The organism is Chryseolinea lacunae, from assembly GCF_016735595.1.
GTDB classification, from domain to species: Bacteria; Bacteroidota; Bacteroidia; order Cytophagales; family Cyclobacteriaceae; genus Chryseolinea; species Chryseolinea lacunae.
Genome location: NZ_JAERRB010000006.1, coordinates 61,885 through 79,681 on the forward strand (window position 1 = coordinate 61,885; position 17,797 = coordinate 79,681).

The 17,797-nt window shown below is 52.3% G+C and carries 13 protein-coding genes; 8 read left to right on the top strand and 5 right to left on the bottom strand.

What is annotated here, in order from left to right; translation table 11 throughout:
• Positions 1 to 40: 40 nt before the first annotated feature.
• Entirely contained in the window at positions 41 to 2,110 is a 2,070-nt protein-coding gene (locus JI741_RS17970; RefSeq protein WP_202012165.1) for a carboxy terminal-processing peptidase, read from the bottom strand.
• A 284-nt stretch (positions 2,111 to 2,394) separates the two neighbouring features.
• On the opposite strand from JI741_RS17970, the gene JI741_RS17975 reads away from it, so the two are divergent.
• From JI741_RS17975 to JI741_RS17985, 3 genes are all read left to right on the top strand, one after another.
• Positions 2,395 to 3,696 carry an NCS2 family permease gene (locus JI741_RS17975; RefSeq protein WP_202012167.1) on the top strand — a complete coding sequence of 434 codons (1,302 nt, stop codon included), beginning with the start codon at positions 2,395 to 2,397 and terminating at the stop codon, positions 3,694 to 3,696.
• Positions 3,697 to 3,708: 12 nt separating this feature from the next.
• On the top strand, positions 3,709 to 4,587 hold the full coding sequence (locus JI741_RS17980; RefSeq protein WP_236676151.1) for a 5'-methylthioadenosine/adenosylhomocysteine nucleosidase: 879 nt from the start codon (positions 3,709 to 3,711) through the stop codon (positions 4,585 to 4,587).
• A gap of 96 nt (positions 4,588 to 4,683) precedes the next feature.
• A complete protein-coding gene (locus JI741_RS17985; protein ID WP_202012171.1) occupies positions 4,684 to 5,832 on the top strand; it encodes a DUF3179 domain-containing (seleno)protein in 1,149 nt (382 codons plus the stop codon).
• A 3-nt stretch (positions 5,833 to 5,835) separates the two neighbouring features.
• Here JI741_RS17985 and JI741_RS17990 read toward each other — a convergent pair whose 3' ends face one another.
• The 3 genes from JI741_RS17990 to JI741_RS18000 form a co-directional block, all read right to left on the bottom strand.
• Positions 5,836 to 8,322, bottom strand: coding sequence for a serine hydrolase (locus JI741_RS17990; protein ID WP_202012172.1), 2,487 nt, complete (start codon positions 8,320 to 8,322; stop codon positions 5,836 to 5,838).
• Positions 8,323 to 8,395: 73 nt separating this feature from the next.
• Positions 8,396 to 9,088: a response regulator transcription factor gene (locus tag JI741_RS17995; protein ID WP_202012174.1), complete on the bottom strand. Its 693-nt coding sequence runs from the start codon at positions 9,086 to 9,088 to the stop codon at positions 8,396 to 8,398.
• Positions 9,085 to 10,311, bottom strand: a complete 1,227-nt coding sequence (locus JI741_RS18000) for a sensor histidine kinase (RefSeq protein WP_202012176.1) — start codon at positions 10,309 to 10,311, stop codon at positions 9,085 to 9,087. The genes JI741_RS17995 and JI741_RS18000 overlap by 4 nt, the downstream gene beginning before the upstream one ends.
• Before the next feature lie 133 nt (positions 10,312 to 10,444).
• Here JI741_RS18000 and JI741_RS18005 point away from each other — a divergent pair, with 133 nt between their 5' ends.
• The 5 genes from JI741_RS18005 to JI741_RS18025 all read left to right on the top strand — a co-directional run bounded on the left by JI741_RS18005 (position 10,445) and on the right by JI741_RS18025 (position 16,243).
• Positions 10,445 to 13,540, top strand: a complete 3,096-nt coding sequence (locus JI741_RS18005; RefSeq protein ID WP_202012178.1) for a glycosyltransferase family 117 protein — start codon at positions 10,445 to 10,447, stop codon at positions 13,538 to 13,540.
• Positions 13,541 to 13,679: 139 nt separating this feature from the next.
• A complete protein-coding gene (locus tag JI741_RS18010; protein ID WP_202012180.1) occupies positions 13,680 to 13,931 on the top strand; it encodes an Atu4866 domain-containing protein in 252 nt (83 codons plus the stop codon).
• Entirely contained in the window at positions 13,915 to 14,865 is a 951-nt protein-coding gene (locus JI741_RS18015; RefSeq protein WP_369411824.1) for an AraC family transcriptional regulator, read from the top strand. Before JI741_RS18010 ends, JI741_RS18015 begins: the two co-directional genes overlap by 17 nt.
• 25 nt (positions 14,866 to 14,890) lie before the next feature.
• Positions 14,891 to 15,223, top strand: coding sequence for a hypothetical protein (locus JI741_RS18020; protein ID WP_202012182.1), 333 nt, complete (start codon positions 14,891 to 14,893; stop codon positions 15,221 to 15,223).
• A gap of 183 nt (positions 15,224 to 15,406) precedes the next feature.
• Positions 15,407 to 16,243, top strand: a complete 837-nt coding sequence (locus JI741_RS18025) for an oxidoreductase (protein WP_202012184.1) — start codon at positions 15,407 to 15,409, stop codon at positions 16,241 to 16,243.
• Positions 16,244 to 16,342: 99 nt separating this feature from the next.
• Here JI741_RS18025 and JI741_RS18030 read toward each other — a convergent pair whose 3' ends face one another.
• Complete coding sequence (locus JI741_RS18030) at positions 16,343 to 17,785, bottom strand: TolC family protein (RefSeq protein WP_236676152.1); 1,443 nt, start codon at positions 17,783 to 17,785, stop codon at positions 16,343 to 16,345.
• Positions 17,786 to 17,797 lie beyond the last annotated feature (12 nt).

The window sequence follows — 17,797 nt, forward strand, 5'->3', positions numbered from 1 at the left end:
AGGACGCAGACTAAGATTAAGGCCAACTTTTTTCTCATTGTTATTTTTTCTTTTGGTTTATGTAGTCGCAAAGAATATAAAAAGCTTCCTCCAACGAAATATCTTGTTGAAGTTTTTTTATCCACGTCTCATTAAAGTTTCGGCCGTATTCGTCTATGGCCAGGCGCTGCTGTTCGAAGTTGCTGCCCGTCACGGTGAACGTAGAGGTTAGGGGCGACAACTGTTTTTCCATTTCCTGCAGGTTCTTTCCCCGGACATTTCGCCAATTCACATATTCGGTCCAGTGCAACGGCACAGCCTCCGTTGATTCGTGCATCTCTTTGAGCAACGCGCCGTATTGCTCGTGTGCCCTGAAGGCCGACGATGCCGATACGCGTAGCGCGCTCTTGGCCTTCAATTCGTGGAGTGGCAACAGCGTGAGCGGTTGATAGTAGGTTTTTTTCGCTATCGAATCCGACGGCAACACCGGCGACGCATTGTTTTCTTCGCGCAGCGAAAGTCCTTCCAGCATATCGGGCAACAGAATGTCGGGTGTGACGCCTTTGCGCTGCGCCGTTTTGCCGCTCACACGGTAAATTTTTTCGAGGGTCACGGCCGAGTAACCATTAAGACTTTTGCGTTTGGCATAGGTGGCCGCCGTGCTTTGAAGGTCGAGGGCAAAGAGTTCCTGCGCGGTGGCTTTGCCATAGGTGCGGCCCCCCACAACGATGGCCCGGCGATAGTCTTGCAACGCCGCCGCCAGAAATTCGGATGCCGAGGCACTGAGCGCGTTCACCATCAACACCAGCGGTCCGTCATAGATCGTTCCGCGGTTCATGTCTTTTACGGACACTACATTGCCCGTCTTGTCTTTCAACACGCCCATGGGACCGGCGTCGATAAAAATTCCGGCCATGGCCACGGCTTCTTCAAGCGACCCGCCACCGTTGAAGCGCACGTCCAGCACAAGGCCTTCGATGTTTTCTTTTTTCAGCTTCAGAATTTCTTTTGCCACATCGTTGGCACAGCGCGCGCCACCGGCATCACCCCAATTGGAGTAGAAACCCGGCAGAAAGATGTAGCCTATTTTTTTCTGTCCCTGCATCACAAAACTTTTCACGATGTTGTCTTCGTCCGATATTTTTTCCTTCCGGAGGCGCACGGTTTTTTGCTGACCGCTCACGTTCCGAAGTTCGAAATCGAGGGCAAGCTGATTCGACTCTTCCATGATGTTGCCAGCTTCTTCAAGGTCCAATCCAAAAAGATCCATCCACTCGCGCCCTTCCCACCGCAGCCGCTGCACCACATCGCCTACATAGACAACACCCGATTTCCAGGCGGGACCACCGGGGGTGAGTTTGTCGATGACTACTTCACCCAGTTCATTTTCTTTTAGCGTCACACCAAAAAAGAAACCTTCGGTGCTGAGAGCTCCCATAAAACTTTCCATCTCCTTGGGCGAAAAATAGTTGGTGTGTGCATCCACGCTGTTGGCCATGGCGTGCAGAAAAGCAAAGCCCACATAGTTGTCGTAGCCGTTGGGATGAAACAGGATTCGTTTGCCGCGGGCAATGTTATTGGCTTTGGCTTGCTCGCGGGCTTCGGGTTCGTGCTTTTTCAAAAAGGCATCTTCGGCTTCCGCCGGATACTTTCGTTTCATATCTGCCAAACGTGCCAGCACATCCAACTTCAAATCCAGACGCCAGCGCGTTTGCAGTGCTGCTTCATCGGCGGCCCAGGTGGTGTCGTCGGGCAACGTTTCTTTTGTCTTTAAATCGAAGGGGCTTTGGGTGTGTTGAAGAATGGACGACGCAGCCCGCGCCAGGCATTTTTTGTAGGTCTGTGTTATGGTAGGCAGGAAGACCCAGTTGTTACCATTCAACTCGTCGTCGAGCTTGTCGCGAAAAACCAGCAGAGACTTTAGTTCACCTGCCGTGAAGAGCATGCGGTCGGGATCGAGGTCGTCCAGAAAGTCGTCGAACACACGGGCAGAATAGGCGTCGTTGAGCGGCGGTGGGTTATAGTGTTTTTGTTGTATTACTTTTTTGAGCAGCTGGGCTTCGGTCTTGAAATTGATCGGTGTTTGCGCGTTGGCGTCGAAGGCCCATGCAAAGGCCAGGGTCGTTAGCAACGCGTGGCGCGTTACACATCTGAAATAGCAGGACATGAAGGTGGTGTTGAAACTGTAGCTGATCACGGTCATCCTTGATCCCGCGCAGAGAGGTTTGGGGGATGTTGGAAATTTACACCGGCGTTTTTCAAAAACCTAATGACGCCGCGGGCTTCCGTGTTGATCATTCAAAAAATTTGCACCCGATTGAAATACGTTGGTCACGTGGCGCGATTCTTTATCTCCGGCCGGCCTATAAAAATTAAATGCAACTCGTTACTTTCAGGCTCCCAACCTTCCAAACGATGTCAACGCACACCCCCAAGCCCACAACCCAGTCGCACCGTTGGACGGAGATTGTGGCCGGCGCTTCTTCGTTCATGGCCACGGCCTACATCATTGTGGTGAACCCCGCCGTGTTGAGCCAGGCCGGACTGCCCTTTGCTGCGGTGCTCACGGCCACCGTGCTGGTTTCATTTTTCAGCAGCCTCATGATGGGGCTGTATGCGCGCAACCCCATTCTGGTTGCACCGGGCATGGGCCTCAATGCCTTCTTCACATTTTCAGTAGTGCTGGGCATGCACGTGCCGTGGGCCGTAGCATTGGGTGCCGTGTTTTGGGCCGGCATCATCTTTCTTTTGCTTTCTGTTTTCAACATCCGCACACACATTGTGAAAGCCATTCCGTTGCCGTTGCGCTATGCCATCACCGGCGGCATTGGGTTGTTCATTGCGTTGATCGGCTTTGTGAATGCGGGCTTCATCGTGCATCATCCGGCCACGGTGATCGGTGCTGGAAAGTTAAATCCATCGCTCATTGTTTTTCTGTTTGGCCTCTTCGTCACCGGATGGTTCATCACGCGCAACCTGAAAGGCGCCGTGCTGCTCGGCATGCTTGCCACCACGCTGGTGGCCTGCACACTGGGGCGGGTTTGGGGTGGCGATGTGCCGGTGGTGACGTGGAAAGGTTTTTTTGCCGCACCCGACTTCAGTCTTTTGTTTTCGCTTGACCTCGTGCATTCCTTGTCGTGGGCTTTGGCACCCGTCATCTTTTCGTTTGTGTTCACGGGCATGTTCGACGGCCTCTCCACCTTTGTAGCCTTGTCGGAAGCCGCACAACTGGTGGATGAGCAGGGCGAACCGCGTAACATAAAAAAGTCGCTCATCACCGACGCGGCATCCACCACGCTTGCCGGGCTGTTTGGTTCAAGCCCGGGAACAGCCTACATCGAATCGGCCGTTGGCATTGAAGCCGGCGGGCGCACAGGCCTCACGGCCATAACGGGTGGCCTACTGTTTTTGCCGTTTCTTTTTCTGTCGCCGTTGCTCACGGCCATTCCCGCCGTGGCCACCGCGCCGGCGTTGGTTTTGGTTGGCGCATACATGATCCGGCCCGTAGTAAAAATTCAGTGGCTGAAAATGGAAGAAGCCATCCCCGCGTTTCTGGCCATGGTGCTCATCCCCTTCAGCTATTCCATCACGCAAGGCATTGTGTGGGGATTTTTATCGTGGACCATCCTGAAACTGGCCAACGGCAAACATAAAGAAATCAGCATAGCGCTTTGGATCATCGATGTCTTCGCCATCGTGGCCCTCACTTTAGAATAAAATTAACCGAACATGAACATGCATAAGATCATCGCCGTCCTTTGTTATAGCTGCATCCTTTTTTCATCCGCACAGGGTCAGGCCATTGTGGAAGTGAAACCCGATGCGCCTCCTGCAAACACCGAAGTGTCAGACATCACCGGAGTGTTGGGTGCATTTCCGGAAGAAATAAAATTCCTGCTGACCCAGGTGGAGAACAAAACAGAATTCATCATTCAGCGCATCGCGTTCACCGAAGGAAAACTGCACGGCCAACATGTGGTGGTAGCTCAAACGGGCATCGGCAAAGTGAATGCGGCACTCACCACCATTCTCCTCATCGAACATTTTCATCCCAGAGAAATTCTGTTCACGGGCATTGCCGGTGCTATCAACCCAAACCTGAGCCCCGGCGATCTGGTGATTGGTACCACGGTGGCGCACCACGACTATGGCACGCTGACACCGCAGGGCATCACCCGCCGGCCCACGCGCGACCCCGCAAGCATGCAGGAAAACCCCATCTACTTTGCCTGCGACACCAGCCTGGTGAACCTGGCCAAACGCGCCGGCAAGGGACTGGCGCTGGAAAAAATAAACACACCCAAAGGCCAGCGCTCACCCCAACTTATCACAGGCACCATCGTGACGGGCGATGTGTTTGTTTCTTCCGAGCCGGCCACACAGGAGTTGCGCAAACAAATGAACGCCGAGGCCACCGAAATGGAGGGCGCGGCTGTGGCCCAGGTGAGCTTTCAACAAAAGGTTCCCTTTCTGGTGATCCGCAGCATGAGCGACAACGCCGGCAGCAAGGCCTATACCGACATCAAAGATTTTTATCAGATCGCCGCGCGCAATTCGGCCAACTTGGTGATGGCCATCCTGGAAGCACAAACGAAACGCGCAAAGTAGAAACGCATAAAAAAAATTTCTATCTTTAGAATAGTGAGCCGTGTTTGACCGCGGCTCATTTTTTTGCGTACCCCATCCCAAATCTTGTTTCACCCTATGAAAAAAATATTCTACGCCGGCCTCATCCTGCTTGCCGTTTTCGAAATCCTGAAAGTGTATTTCATCATGCCCATGCCGGGAAGCCAGGACATTCAAAGTCTAGACATTGCCTACTTCCTCCATTCGTATCGCTGGTGGTTCCGGGTTGTCGCCATCATCCTGATTGCCGCCGGTGCCTCGGCTGCATTCCAAACACGACGCAAATGGATTCCCGTTGTGGCCTGCCTGCCCGTGCTGGTCGTGGCCTACTATTTCAATTTCAAGATGACCGCCGACAGCATCTTCGCCCAACCCGAAGTGCTCACGTTTAAGCCACAAGGCGAAAGCATGTTGAACGACAGCAGCATTGTGGTGGCCGTGGAACACAACGGTGTGACCAAAGCCTATCCCATCCGTTTTCTCACCTACCATCACCAGGTACAGGACAGCATCGGTGGAAAAAATATTATCGTGACCTATTGCAGCGTGTGCCGCACCGGCCGCGTGTTCGAACCCGTGGTGAATGGAAAACACGAAACGTTTCGCCTCGTGGGCATGGACCACTTCAACGCCATGTTTGAAGACGCCACCACAAAAAGCTGGTGGCGACAAGCAACCGGCGAGGCTGTGACCGGAGAACTGAAAGGCCAGGTGTTGCCGGAAGTGGAATCGTTTCAACTAAACCTCGACAAACTGTTTGAGCTGTATCCCAACGCGCTGGTGATGCAACTCGACAACGCCTCGCGCACACGCATCGATTCCGTGGGAAGATTTGAAAAAGGAAAAAGCAAAGGCAATCTCACACGCACAGACAGTCTTTCGTGGAAAGACAAATCGTGGGTGGTGGGCATTCAATCGGGCAACGCCAGCAAGGCCTACGATTGGATACAGCTCACCTCACAACACGTGGTGAACGACAAAGTGGGCAACACACCGGTGGTGTTGGCGATGACTAAAGATGCCCAGACCTTTTCCGTGTTCGAGCGTCCATCCGAATCCGAAACATTCACGCTGCGCAACGACACCCTGTTCGCCGCCGGCAAGCCCTACGATTTTTCGGGCCGCGACCTCACCACCCCAGGCCAACGCCTGAAGCGTGTGAAGGCCTACCAGGAATTCTGGCACAGCTGGAGAACGTTTCACCCCGCCACCGAAAAATTTGAGTAGGCACTATCGTGTAATGAACCGTCCCGGAAAATTTCCGGTGGACTTCTGATTCTCGTAAACGGAGCGGCCGTTCACCCACACTTTCAAAATGCCCGTCGACAAGGCCATCGGATCTTTCATGGTGGCGTTGTCTTTCACCGTGGCCGGATCAAAAAGCACAAGGTCGGCAAAATAGCCGGGCGCAATGATGCCACGATTTTTGAAGCCCAAATGTTCGGCGGTGAGTCCGGTCATTTTATAGATCGCTGTTTCGAGCGGCATGATTTTCTGATCGCGCACATAGGTTCCCAACACCCGTGTGAATGCCCCATGACCGCGTGGGTGGCCATCGGGTGCGCCATCGGAACAGACATTGGCGTGGGGCCATTGCAGGAAGTTGACGATGTCTGTCTCCGACATTGAATAACCCGCAATGCCGGCCGATCCCTTTTTCTCGTCAGCCTCTTTTATCAGGCGCATCAGCGCGCGGGGTGGCGACTCATGATGGAGCGCGGCAATTTCTGAAACGGTCTTTCCTTCATAGGAACGGTCTGCCGAAAAATATAACATCACCGATTTGGACGGATCGAACAATTCCTCCGTAGCAAACACCGCGCTTTTCTCGTTGTTGAAGTCCTTATTGGGGAACAACACGCGCGGCGTCGACATCCACATGGCATAGGGATACACATCGGCCGTGATGTTGATGCCTTCCATGCGGGCCTTTTGAAGCCGGTTCAGGATGGACGGCGATGTGCCCCAGGCACTGCGCAAGGCTATTTTGATGTGCGAGATTTGCACGGGCAATTTTGCCTGTCGGCCGATGTCGACAATTTCTTTGACGGCTTCTTCGATGTGAATGTCTTCGCTCCGGATGTGGCTGATGTAGCGCCCCCCTTTGGATGCCACCACTTTGGCGAGTTCAATCACTTCTTCGCGGTTTGAGAAAAAGGCCGCCTCATACTCCAACCCTGTGGCCAGACCCAACGAGCCTTTGTCCATCTCGCGCAACAACAGTGTCTTCATGGAATCAACTTCACTCTGGCGTGCAGCGCGGAAAAGGCGTTGACGCATCACGTGTTGTCGCAGGGTAGCGTGACCCGTGTAGGTGGCGAGGTTAAGACTGATGGGAGTGCGTTTGAGGCTGCGCTGCAGCGAATCGATTGGATCGGAATCTCCATCCTGGCCAACCACCACCGTAGTGATGCCCTGGCTGATCGCGGCGAGAAATGTTGGTTCATCGCTCAGCCCGCGATCGTGATGGCTGTGGCTGTCGATAAAACCTGGTGAAAGCACGGCGCCATTTCCATTCGTTACGCGTTCGTTTTCATAGGGAGCAAGCGCACCAATGTCGCGGATGCGGTCGCCAACAATTCTTACGCTTGCACTATAGGCTGGCAACCCAACGCCGGTAATTAGTTTCACGTTGGTGATGAGCTCTGTTTCCAAAAGTGTCGCCTTCTTTCCTTCCCACACGTCGACGATGAACGGCCGGCCTTGCACGCGTGAGCCGTTGTCAAGGACGATCAGCGTTTCGTGGGTGTCTACCTTGCGAATAATCTGTGTGTTGAACCCGACCCACGAACCGGTGTGTGAAATACGGCGGCCGCCATCGTCAATGAACCAGCCGAAACCATATCGCGTCGATTCACCGTTCAGGAGTTTTGCGGGTGTGAATGCTTCTTTCAACGTCTCGCGTTTCACAAGTTTTTCAGTATACAAGGCCTGATCCCATTTCAACAAATCTTCTGCGGAAGCATAGACGTTGCCATCGCCCACAATGCCATCAAATTGTGTAAGATCGTTCAGCACCGGTTTGCCACCGTCATAGCCAAAGCCAAACACGCGCGATGCCGGATATGATTTCATTTTCAGATGGTAGATATACGTGTTCGTCATCTTTAACGGCATCGTAATGTTCTTCCGGAAAAATTCATCGCACTTCACGCCCGAAACTTTCTCGATGACAGAGGCAAGGGTAGTGTAATTAGTGTTGCAATATTCCCATTTCGTTCCAGGCAAAAATGTTAACGGCACTTTTTTGTAGGCCAACAAGTCTAACATGGAAGTGTTCGTAAGCGTGTCGAGCAAGCTCATGTTGGCCTGTGCCAAGTCAAAATACTCCGGCAGTCCCGATGTTTGGTTCAGCAAATGGCGGATGGTGACATTGGGGTAGGGAAAGATGGGAAGATACTTTTGCACGGCATCGTCATACTCAAGCTTGCCGCGCTCTTTCAACATCATCACCATCATGGCAAAAAATTGCTTCGAGACCGACGCCAGGTTGAACGATGATGCCGGGGTGAGCGAAGTCTTCGTCGTTGGGTTTGACATGCCGAATGCTTTTTTGTAAAGCACCTTGCCGTGATTGGCGACCAGCACGGTGCCATTAAACATCTGGCGGCTGTGCAGCCAGGTGACAACGGAATCGATACGCGTCACCGTGCTTTGATCCTGACTGCTCGCGCTCAGTGCGACGGTGAGCAGGCCGATAGCGAATACATATTTCATGGAGAGGTTTTTTACGGACGCGGCATATGCGGCGCGTCAGGCAAGATAGTCGAAAATTGTAGAAATTTTTAGATCAGGGTTTCAGAATGTAGCCAACGCCGCGCACATTTTCGATGCGAAGGGCATCATCGCTGCGCAGGTATTTACGCAGGCGCGACACAAACACGTCCATGCTGCGGGCCACAAAAAAACCATCGTCTTCCCAAACCGTTTTCAGAAACACCTCGCGACCGATCACTTTGCCACAGTGTCTGAAAAAAATCTGCAGCATCTTGCATTCTTTATAAGTGAGCCGTGTCACCACGCCGTTGGCGTTGAGCGACAGGTTGTGAATGTCGAGCGTGGATTGGCCCGCTTTCAAAATCGAGACACGATCGGTGAGGCTGGTGGTGCCGTGCGACCGCTTCAAGATGGCGCCGATGCGGTATTTAAATTCTTCGATGCTAAACGGTTTGCACACATAGTCGTCGGCACCCACTTCAAAGCCGCGTATCCGGTCTTCGGTCTGGCTCTTGGCCGTGAGAAAGATGATGGGAACCTGTTGATTATACTTCCTGATTTCCGTGGCCAGGTCGAACCCGTCCTTGTGCGGCAGCATGATGTCGAGAATGCACAGATCGAACGCGTGACTGTGAAAAGCTGAAAGCCCTTTCTCACCGTTGGGATACAGATTCACACTCCATCCGCATCCTTCCAGGGTGTCTTTCAACAGGAAGCCGAGGCTTTCATCGTCTTCTACCAGCAAAATGTTTGGACCTTTGCTCATGCGATGGGTAACACTATTTTCACATCCGTTCCTTTATTCAATTCGCTGAACAGCTTCACTTCGCCGCGGTGCGAGCGGATCACATTTTGCACAAAGCTCAACCCAAGGCCAAAACCCTTCACGTGCACATCGCCTTGCCGCACCCGGAAGAATTTTTCAAACACCTTGCGTTTCATCGAAGGATCGATGCCGATGCCGTGATCGATGATGTCGATTTCGATGCCTTTGTGATTGTCGCGGGTCTGCACAACAATGTGTGGTGCGTGGAGCGAATATTTTTCGGCATTGTCAATCACATTGTTGATGGCCTGCGTCAGCAGTTCGCGGTCGCCGAGAATGAAGGCGGTAGCGGCTTCGAATTGAAGTTGTATGTGGCCGCTGCGTTCCTGCACTTTCAGCTGAAAGGCTTCGGCGCATTCCACAATGATCTGGTGCACATCCACACGCTCCAGCGCAGGACGCTTCAGGTGATCGACCGATGACCCCAGCAACACCTGATCTATTTTTTGACGGAGTTTTTCGTTTTCTTTTAATAGAATATCCACATACACCTGCGTGCCCAACCCTTCCGGCATTTTGTTCTTCAGCATTTCACCGGCGATGCGAATGTTGGTTACTGGCGTTTTAAATTCGTGTGTCATGTTGTTGATGAAGTCGTTCTTCAGTTCGGCAAACTTGCGTTCACGCAACAACGACACAATAGCATAGGCGAAGAAGCCCATCATGAGTACGAGGATGAATGTTGAAAAAATCCAGATGTCGAGCTGTGCGGCCACGTAGCTTTCCTTCTTTGGAAAATAGACGGCAAAGTTTTTTCCGGCCTCGCCCGTTTGCCACGATTCATCTGTGGCCATCACGTGGGGTTGTGTGGCTTTCACATAGTTGCCATACACCAGCGTGTCGTCGTCGGCATTGTACACGCCCAGTTCATAGTCGATGTCGAGGCTTCGCGACAGGAATTCTTCTTTCAGCAAACGGTCAAGGGCCTGGTCGTTCAGGTTGGTTTCGGTGGCCACAAAAAAGAAATTGGACGAAAGTTTTTTCACCTGCGTGTCGTGGGCTACAGAGTCGGCTACGCGCTTCAGCGCAAGTTGAACACGGTGGTCAAATTGTTGTTCGGCGGCATCGAAGGCGCGTTTGAACCAATAGACCTGCACCACCAGCAGGCACGTGAGCACCACCGTGCCCCACATGATGATTCGTCCCAGATGTTTTCTGTTCATAGATTAAAAATAAGATTTAAAATGCCAACCTGTTGCAACACGCCGCACTTTAACACTCCATTAACACTTCTTTACATACTTTAACCCGCCCCGCCTGCGATGGGCCGTAGCATTGCATAAACATCCCCATCGTATGCAAAACGGCTCACTAAACTTTTCGCGGCGCGATCTATCTTTTTTCATCGGCGCCATTCTTTTTCTTTCGGCAGGCTTCATCGCCATGGCCATCGACCCGGCCGACAACGGCTTCGGCGTGTTGACACTCTGGATCGCCCCACCATTGTTGCTGATCGGGTTTGCATTACCCATCGTGGGCATTCTTGGTCTTGACCACTTCGCATCCCTTCACCTGTTGAAACGGTGGAAAGCCTCGCCCCTGAAACACGCGGTCGGCGCGCTGGCTTTTGTTGTGGCGTTCGCAATCTATCTGCTCACCCTCGAACCAACGGCCAGCCTTTGGGATTGTTCCGAATTTATTGCGTCGGCATTCAAGTTGCAGGTGCCGCACACGCCGGGCACACCACTGGCGTTGCTGGTGGCCCGCATGTTTACCATGCTTTCGTTCGGCGATGTGAAGCAGGTGGCCTGGACCATCAATATGATGAGCGGTCTTTTTTCGGCCCTCACGGTGTGGGTAGTTTACTACATCATCCACTACCTCATCCTAAGCCTGACGCCTGCGCACGCAAGTGGCCGGGCCATCATCCTGGCCGCGTTGGGTGGCAGCTTGTGTCTTGCGTTTTCAGATTCGTTTTGGTATTCGGCCGTGGAAGCAGAAACCTATGCCGCCGCCTGTTTTTGTCTGGCTCTGCTGGTGTGGCTCATCCTGAAAGGCAAAGACCAACCCGAACCGGCACGCGGGCGATGGCTGGTGCTTGTGGCTTATGTTGCCGGCCTCGCCTACTGCATCCACCCCATGTGTTTGCTGGCGTTGCCCGTGCTGCCCTTCGCCTGGTACACAAAAGACCGCGCACCTTCCTATAAGAATATCATTGTCGCATCCGGCGCCGGGTTTCTCATCGTGTTTCTCATCAACCGCCTGGTTGCCGTCGGCCTTTTTGAACTGGCATTCTCGTTCGATTTCTTTTTTGTGAACACGTTGCACTTTGCATTCTATTCCGGCGTCGCGGTGTTGCTGGTGCTGATGACGGCCATTGTCTATTTCCTGCTGCGCCGATTTTCGCAGCGCGCACACTATACATGGTCTGTTGTTTTTCTGGTGGCCGGCTTTCTTCCCTACCTCATGCTCTTCATCCGTTCAGGACACAACCCTCCGATTGACGAAACCAACCCGGAAAATTTATACATGGTGAAAGCGTATATGAATCGTGAATCGTATCCCACCAGTCCGTTGGCGTTTGGACCTTACTTCGACGCCAACATCGAAGAGTTCGCCGTGAAAAGTAAAGCCTATGTGAAGGGGAAAAACGAATATGAACTCTCGGGGCCACTTGTCGAATACAAGTATGAGCCGTCGCGCCAAACCATTCTGCCACGGCTATACAGTAACGATCCTGATCACACCGAAGCCTATCGCAACTGGCTCGGGCTGCGGGCCGATGAAAAGCCGCGGTTCTCAGACAACGTGAAGTTTATGTTCACCGCGCAACTAGGACACATGTACTTCCGCTACTTCCTCTTCAACTTTGCCGGACGCGAAAGCGATGTGCAAGGTTCGGGCACGCTCATGCCGTGGGATAGCCTGAAGCTGGGTGGATCTCATCCCAACCCTGCACGAAATCAATACTGGATGCTGCCGCTGCTGGCAGGAGTGTTGGGATTGCTCTATCAATACAAAAAAGATCCTAAAGGATTTTTCTCGGTCGTCATTTTCTTTCTTATCACGGGCGTGATCCTCGCGTTGTATCTGAACTCGCCGCCTGTGGAGCCACGCGAACGCGACTATATCTATGTAGGTTCCTATATGGCATTTTGCCTGTGGGTGGGAATTGGTTTTTTTGTTGTCGGAAATTTTTTCACGAAGCCGGGAGTGGCGTGGATCGTTACGGCCGGCTTCAGCGTGCTGCTGCCGGCCTGGCTTTGCTATCAGAACTACAACGATCACAACCGTTCCGGGCGAACCTTTCAGGTCGACTATGCCCGCAACACGCTGATGCAATGCGCACCCAACGCGATCTTGTTCACGGGCGGCGACAACGACACGTTTCCGTTGTGGTATGTGCAGGAGGTGGAAGGATTTCGCACCGATGTTCGCGTGATGGTGCTGAGCTATTTCAATACAGATTGGTATATCGGGCAACTAACCAAACGCTACTACGATTCAACGCCATTCAAACTCACGCTCAGCGACAAGGCCTATCGTCAATATGGACCCAACGATGTTCTGTATATCCAGGAAAGCATCAAGGGAGGTATTGACGCAAAAAAATACCTGGAGCTGCTCAATGCCGAACACGCCGGCTTGCGCGTGATGACCGGGCACGGCGACTCCTACAACATCGTGCCGTCGCGCATCCTCACCGTGAAGACAGAACACAACGACTCTGCCGTGCAAAATATGCTGACGGCTTCATCGCATCAAACGGCTGTTGTCGCTCCTGGAATACAGCTGAAGCTCACTGAAAACTATATGCAAAAAAATGTGCTCGCGTTGCTTGACCTGATTGTCAGCAACGGCTGGGAGCGGCCGTTGTATTTCAACTTCACGTCGCTCAACACGCTTGGCCTTGACGTGAAACCCTATGTGGTGCAGGAAGGCTCGCTATTCCGGCTCCAACCCAAACCTGCATCCGGCAAAGCCATTGCCGTTGATAAAGACCTGTGCTATAAAAACCTGATAGAAGACGCCGACTACAGCAACCTGGCCAACCCGGATGTCTACTTCAACTACGAAGATTTTCAAGCCCGCATGGTGGTGCCGATCCGCCAAACTTTTAACACCCTGGCCGAAGCCTATTTCATGGAAGGCGACACCACACGGGCCGGCAAGGTTCTTCAACTGGCCGTCGGCAAATTGTATCCCGACCATCTTCTTCCCTCCTACACCAACCTGCAAGCCGCCGAAATGCTCACCGCCCTGGGCAGAGACGCACAAGCGCAGCGCCTGGCCGCTTCCCTGTTTCAATACGCCTACGACGAGGTGCAGGAAGACCGGCGCACCGGCAAACGCAACGAGCTCAACCTATTCCTGCTCAGCAAATCGTCTGACATGATGAAGGACATGGGCAAAGCCGACTACGCGGAAAAACTTCGGGCGTTGGGTATGTAAATTTTCTTATGTCGCCGATACTTTGGGATAAAAACGCCCTTTGCTGAAAATCCATTGTTTGAATTTCGCAAGGATTGATTTGAAAACTGCAATCCAACCCCACGCCGTATCCATACCTTTGACTTACAAACAAACGACTATGGACCAGCAGCACAACTATGTGGGCATGTGGGTGACGGGCGATGGCTTTATCCGGCAGGAACTCTTGCCGGAGGGCCGCTATGACGAAGCCCGTGGCACAAAGAAAAGTGCCTATACCGGACGATACGAAGTGACGGGTGACTACATTTACTATTGGGACGACACCGGCTTCACCGCCGACGGCAATTTTGCCGATGAAAATACATTGCACCACGGCGGCTATATCTTCTATCGTGAAAAGAAAAACTAAACAGACAGAGAAGTCTTCCGAAACCAATTCCGCTCTGGAAAAGACGGAAACCCTGGAAGACTTTTATAAGAACAAGTTCAACTGGATGCCCGAAAACCTGCGGAAGGACATCGGCCATTTCAACGTGTTCCGGTTGGAGGATTGCATGGGTCCCGACAAGGCACCTGTGCAGTACAGTCGGCGCGACTTTTATAAAGTGTCGGTGATGCGGGGCAAACACGTGTATCACTATGCCGACAAAAGTCTGGAAGTGTCGGGCACATCGCTCATTTTCTTCAACCCGAAAGTGCCCTACACATTCGAGCAACTTTCGGGCGACCCCACGGGATATTTTTGCATCTTCAAAGAAGCCTTCTTCACACAAACCCTGCGCCAGGGCATTGGCGATTTGCCCATGTTCCAACCGGGCAACAAACCAAGCTATGTACTCACCAAGAGTCAGGATAAATATGTGGCCAATGTGTTTGAGAAAATGCTGGAAGAGATAGGCTCGGACTATGTGTATAAGTATGATTTGCTTCGAAACTACCTGATGGAAATCATCCACTATGCACTGAAGATGCAGCCGACCGAAACGCTCTATCAACACGCCGACGCCAACGCGAGAATCACGGCGGTGTTCACCGAATTGCTCGAACGACAATTTCCCATTGAATCGCCGTCACAACGTTTTACCCTTCGCTCGGCCCGCGATTTTGCCGAACAACTTGCCGTTCACGTCAACCATCTTAACCGGGCCATCCGCACGACCACGGGCAAGACCACCAGCGAACATATTTTCGACCGCCTGGCCAGTGAAGCCAAAGTGTTGCTGAAACATACGCACTGGAATGTGGCCGAGATCAGCTATTGCCTGGGCTTTGAAGACCCGGCTCATTTTAATCACTTCTTCAAGAAACACACCAACACCACGCCTTCGGCGTATCGCGCATAGTCATGCCCATGCAATCTCCTGCGGTATGGCACTAGTGCTGAAAAAAATCAAAGAGGCCTACGTCATCCACTACACGTCACAACGGGTAACCGGCAAACTAACGCTTTCCCTACACACCAAAGACATGCCCGAAAAAACGGCGCATCAAATCGACGCGTTGTGTTCGATGTCGGCAACACAGCCCTGCACCTATGCGCTGGACCACAAACAAGAAAAAGCGCTGATGGGCATTGTTTCCAAAATACAGAGCGAAAAAACATCGGACTATCTTTTCACCGACGCCCTTCAAAAAACCTATCGCGTCGAACTGGTGCACTTCATCACCAAAATTCATCACGCCCACTATCCCGTTCGCTGATCCCTCTGCGCACACGCGTTTGTTTTGTCAAGCATGGCGATCATCTTTTAGATGAGTTTGATTTGGTATTTGAAACACTTTCCTGACGGTGTTTGAATTCTACAAGTATCCGTTTCAAAAGCGCAAGAAGGCAGACATGATTACACACGACCTTTGATCCATCAAAACAAAACACAACTAAGTATGAAAAAGAAAGTATGGTTCGTTACCGGTGCCTCTCAAGGATTGGGATTAACGCTTGTTAAGAAATTACTCCGCGAAGGTTATCGCGTGGCGGCCACGTCGCGAAATCGCGATGAGCTTGCAAAAGCCGTTGCCTCAGACGGTGAGGATTTTCTCCCGCTTCAAACCGATCTGAAAAACGAATCGAGTGTAGCGAAAAGCATCGCCGACACGCTGGCACATTTTGGCGCCATCGACGTGGTGGTGAACAACGCCGGCTATGGACTGGCCGGCAGCATCGAAGAGCTGAGCGACGAAGAAGCGCGCGGCAATTTTGATGTGAACGTGTTTGGTCTCCTCAACGTGACACGCCAGGTGCTTCCTCACCTTCGCGCGCAACGTTCGGGACATATCTTCAACATTTCGTCTATCGGTGGATTCACCGGCGCGTTTCCGGGCTTTGGCATTTATTGCGCCACCAAGTTTGCCGTGCAAGGTCTTTCCGAATCGCTGGCGGCCGAAGTGGCTCCGTTTGGCATTCAGGTAACGGCCGTGTCGCCGGGCTATTTCCGCACAAACTTCCTCATGGAAAGTTCGCTTCGTGTTCCCCGTCACGAAATTGCCGACTATCGCAACGTGAGAGAAATGCAGGACGCACACCAGCACAGCTACAACGGCAACCAAAGCGGCGATCCCGAAAAAGCAGCAAGCGTGATTCTTGGCGTCGTGGAGAGCAACGAAAATGTGTTGAACCTGTTCCTGGGTCCTGATGCTTATGCACTCGCGGAACAAAAAATCAGCGCCGTTCAAAAAGACATGCTCCAGGTTAAAGCAGTGGCTACCGCTACTAACTTTTAACATCGCCTGTCAACTTGCAGGATAGCGCATTGCTATTAAAAAGACCGCAGTGCTTTCTCACTGCGGTCTTTTTTTTATACTTCATACAAACACTCTCGTCTACTCCCAGCCACCACCCAGTGCTTTATACAACGCAATGAGCGAATGAAACTGTGCCTTGCGCGTATCGGCCAATGCCAACTCAGCTTCCAACACTCCGCGCTGCGCCGACACCACTTCAAGATAGTTTGCATAGCCGGTGTTGAACAAATCGCGCGACGTAGCTACAGCATTCTGAAGCACTTCCACCTCCTGTTCTTTCAGGTCGGATGCAGCTTTCAGATTTTCGATGCGGTTCATGCTGGTCACCACCTCGCGATAGCCGTTGAGCACAGCACTGCGATAGTGATGAAACTCTTCTGCCTGAAACGCCGTGGCTGCCTTGTAGTCGGCGCGAATGGTGTTGCGCTCAAACAACGGCGTCGTCAATCCACCCAACACACTGTAGGCTAGCGACCCCGGAAGATTAAAGAAGTAGGATGAACTGAACGACTGCAAGCCCACGGACGATGTGATGGTGAGCGACGGAAAAAATGCCGCGTGCGCCGACTTCAAATCGGCATGCGACGCCAGCAGGTTCAACTCGGCTGCCTGCACATCGGGCCGACGGCGCAGCATGTGCGCAGGAATGCCGACGGAGATTTCCATGGGCAGCGTTTGTTCCAGAATGGGTTGGCCTCTTTCTACAGGCTTGCCCATGCGACCCAGTAACGTATTCAACGCATTCTCGCCTTCCACAATTTCTTGTCGTATGCGATACTCCAATCCTTGTGTGTTGAGCAATTGCGCCGTGAATTGTTTCACTGCCAGTTCGTTTGCGCGACCTGCTTGTTTTTGAACGAGAATAACTTCTACAGCTTTTTGTTGCAGGCGGATATTCTCATGGATGATGTTCAACTCGTTGTCGAGGGCCAGCAGTTCGTAATACAACACGGCCACTTCAGACACCAGCGTGGTGGTGACCCAGTGTTTTCCTTTCTCGCTCGACAGCAATCGCAGGAAGGCAGCGCGCTTGCGGCTTCGGAGTTTTTTCCAAAGATCAATTTCCCAGGAACTTTGCAGGCCAGCATAAAATTCCGGAAGATGTTCGGGCATGCGTTTGTCGTCGGTGATGTTGTTGGAAAAGTTGGTATCAAAATTTCCCACGCCATCCATGGTGTGGGCGCCGAACTTTTGCTGACCACCCGCCACAAAGAGACTTGCCGAGGGCAACAGCGCTCCCTTGCGAACCAGAACCGACGCGCGCGTCATCTCGATGCGTTGCAAGGCAATCTGCACATCCGGATTGTTTTCTACAGCTTCGCCAATGAGGCGCGTCAGGTGTTCGTCTTTAAAAAAAATTGTGCGCGGTGTGTAGCCCAGGCTTTTTGTGGTGTCAGGCATTCCACCGAATGCCTCGGGCACCTTCACGGCCTCGGGCAACAGGGGCTGTGCCACTTTGCAACTGCACAAGAAAGAAGCAACGAGAACAGAAAGAATATAGGGGGATTTCAGAAATGTCATAAGGTTCTTAGC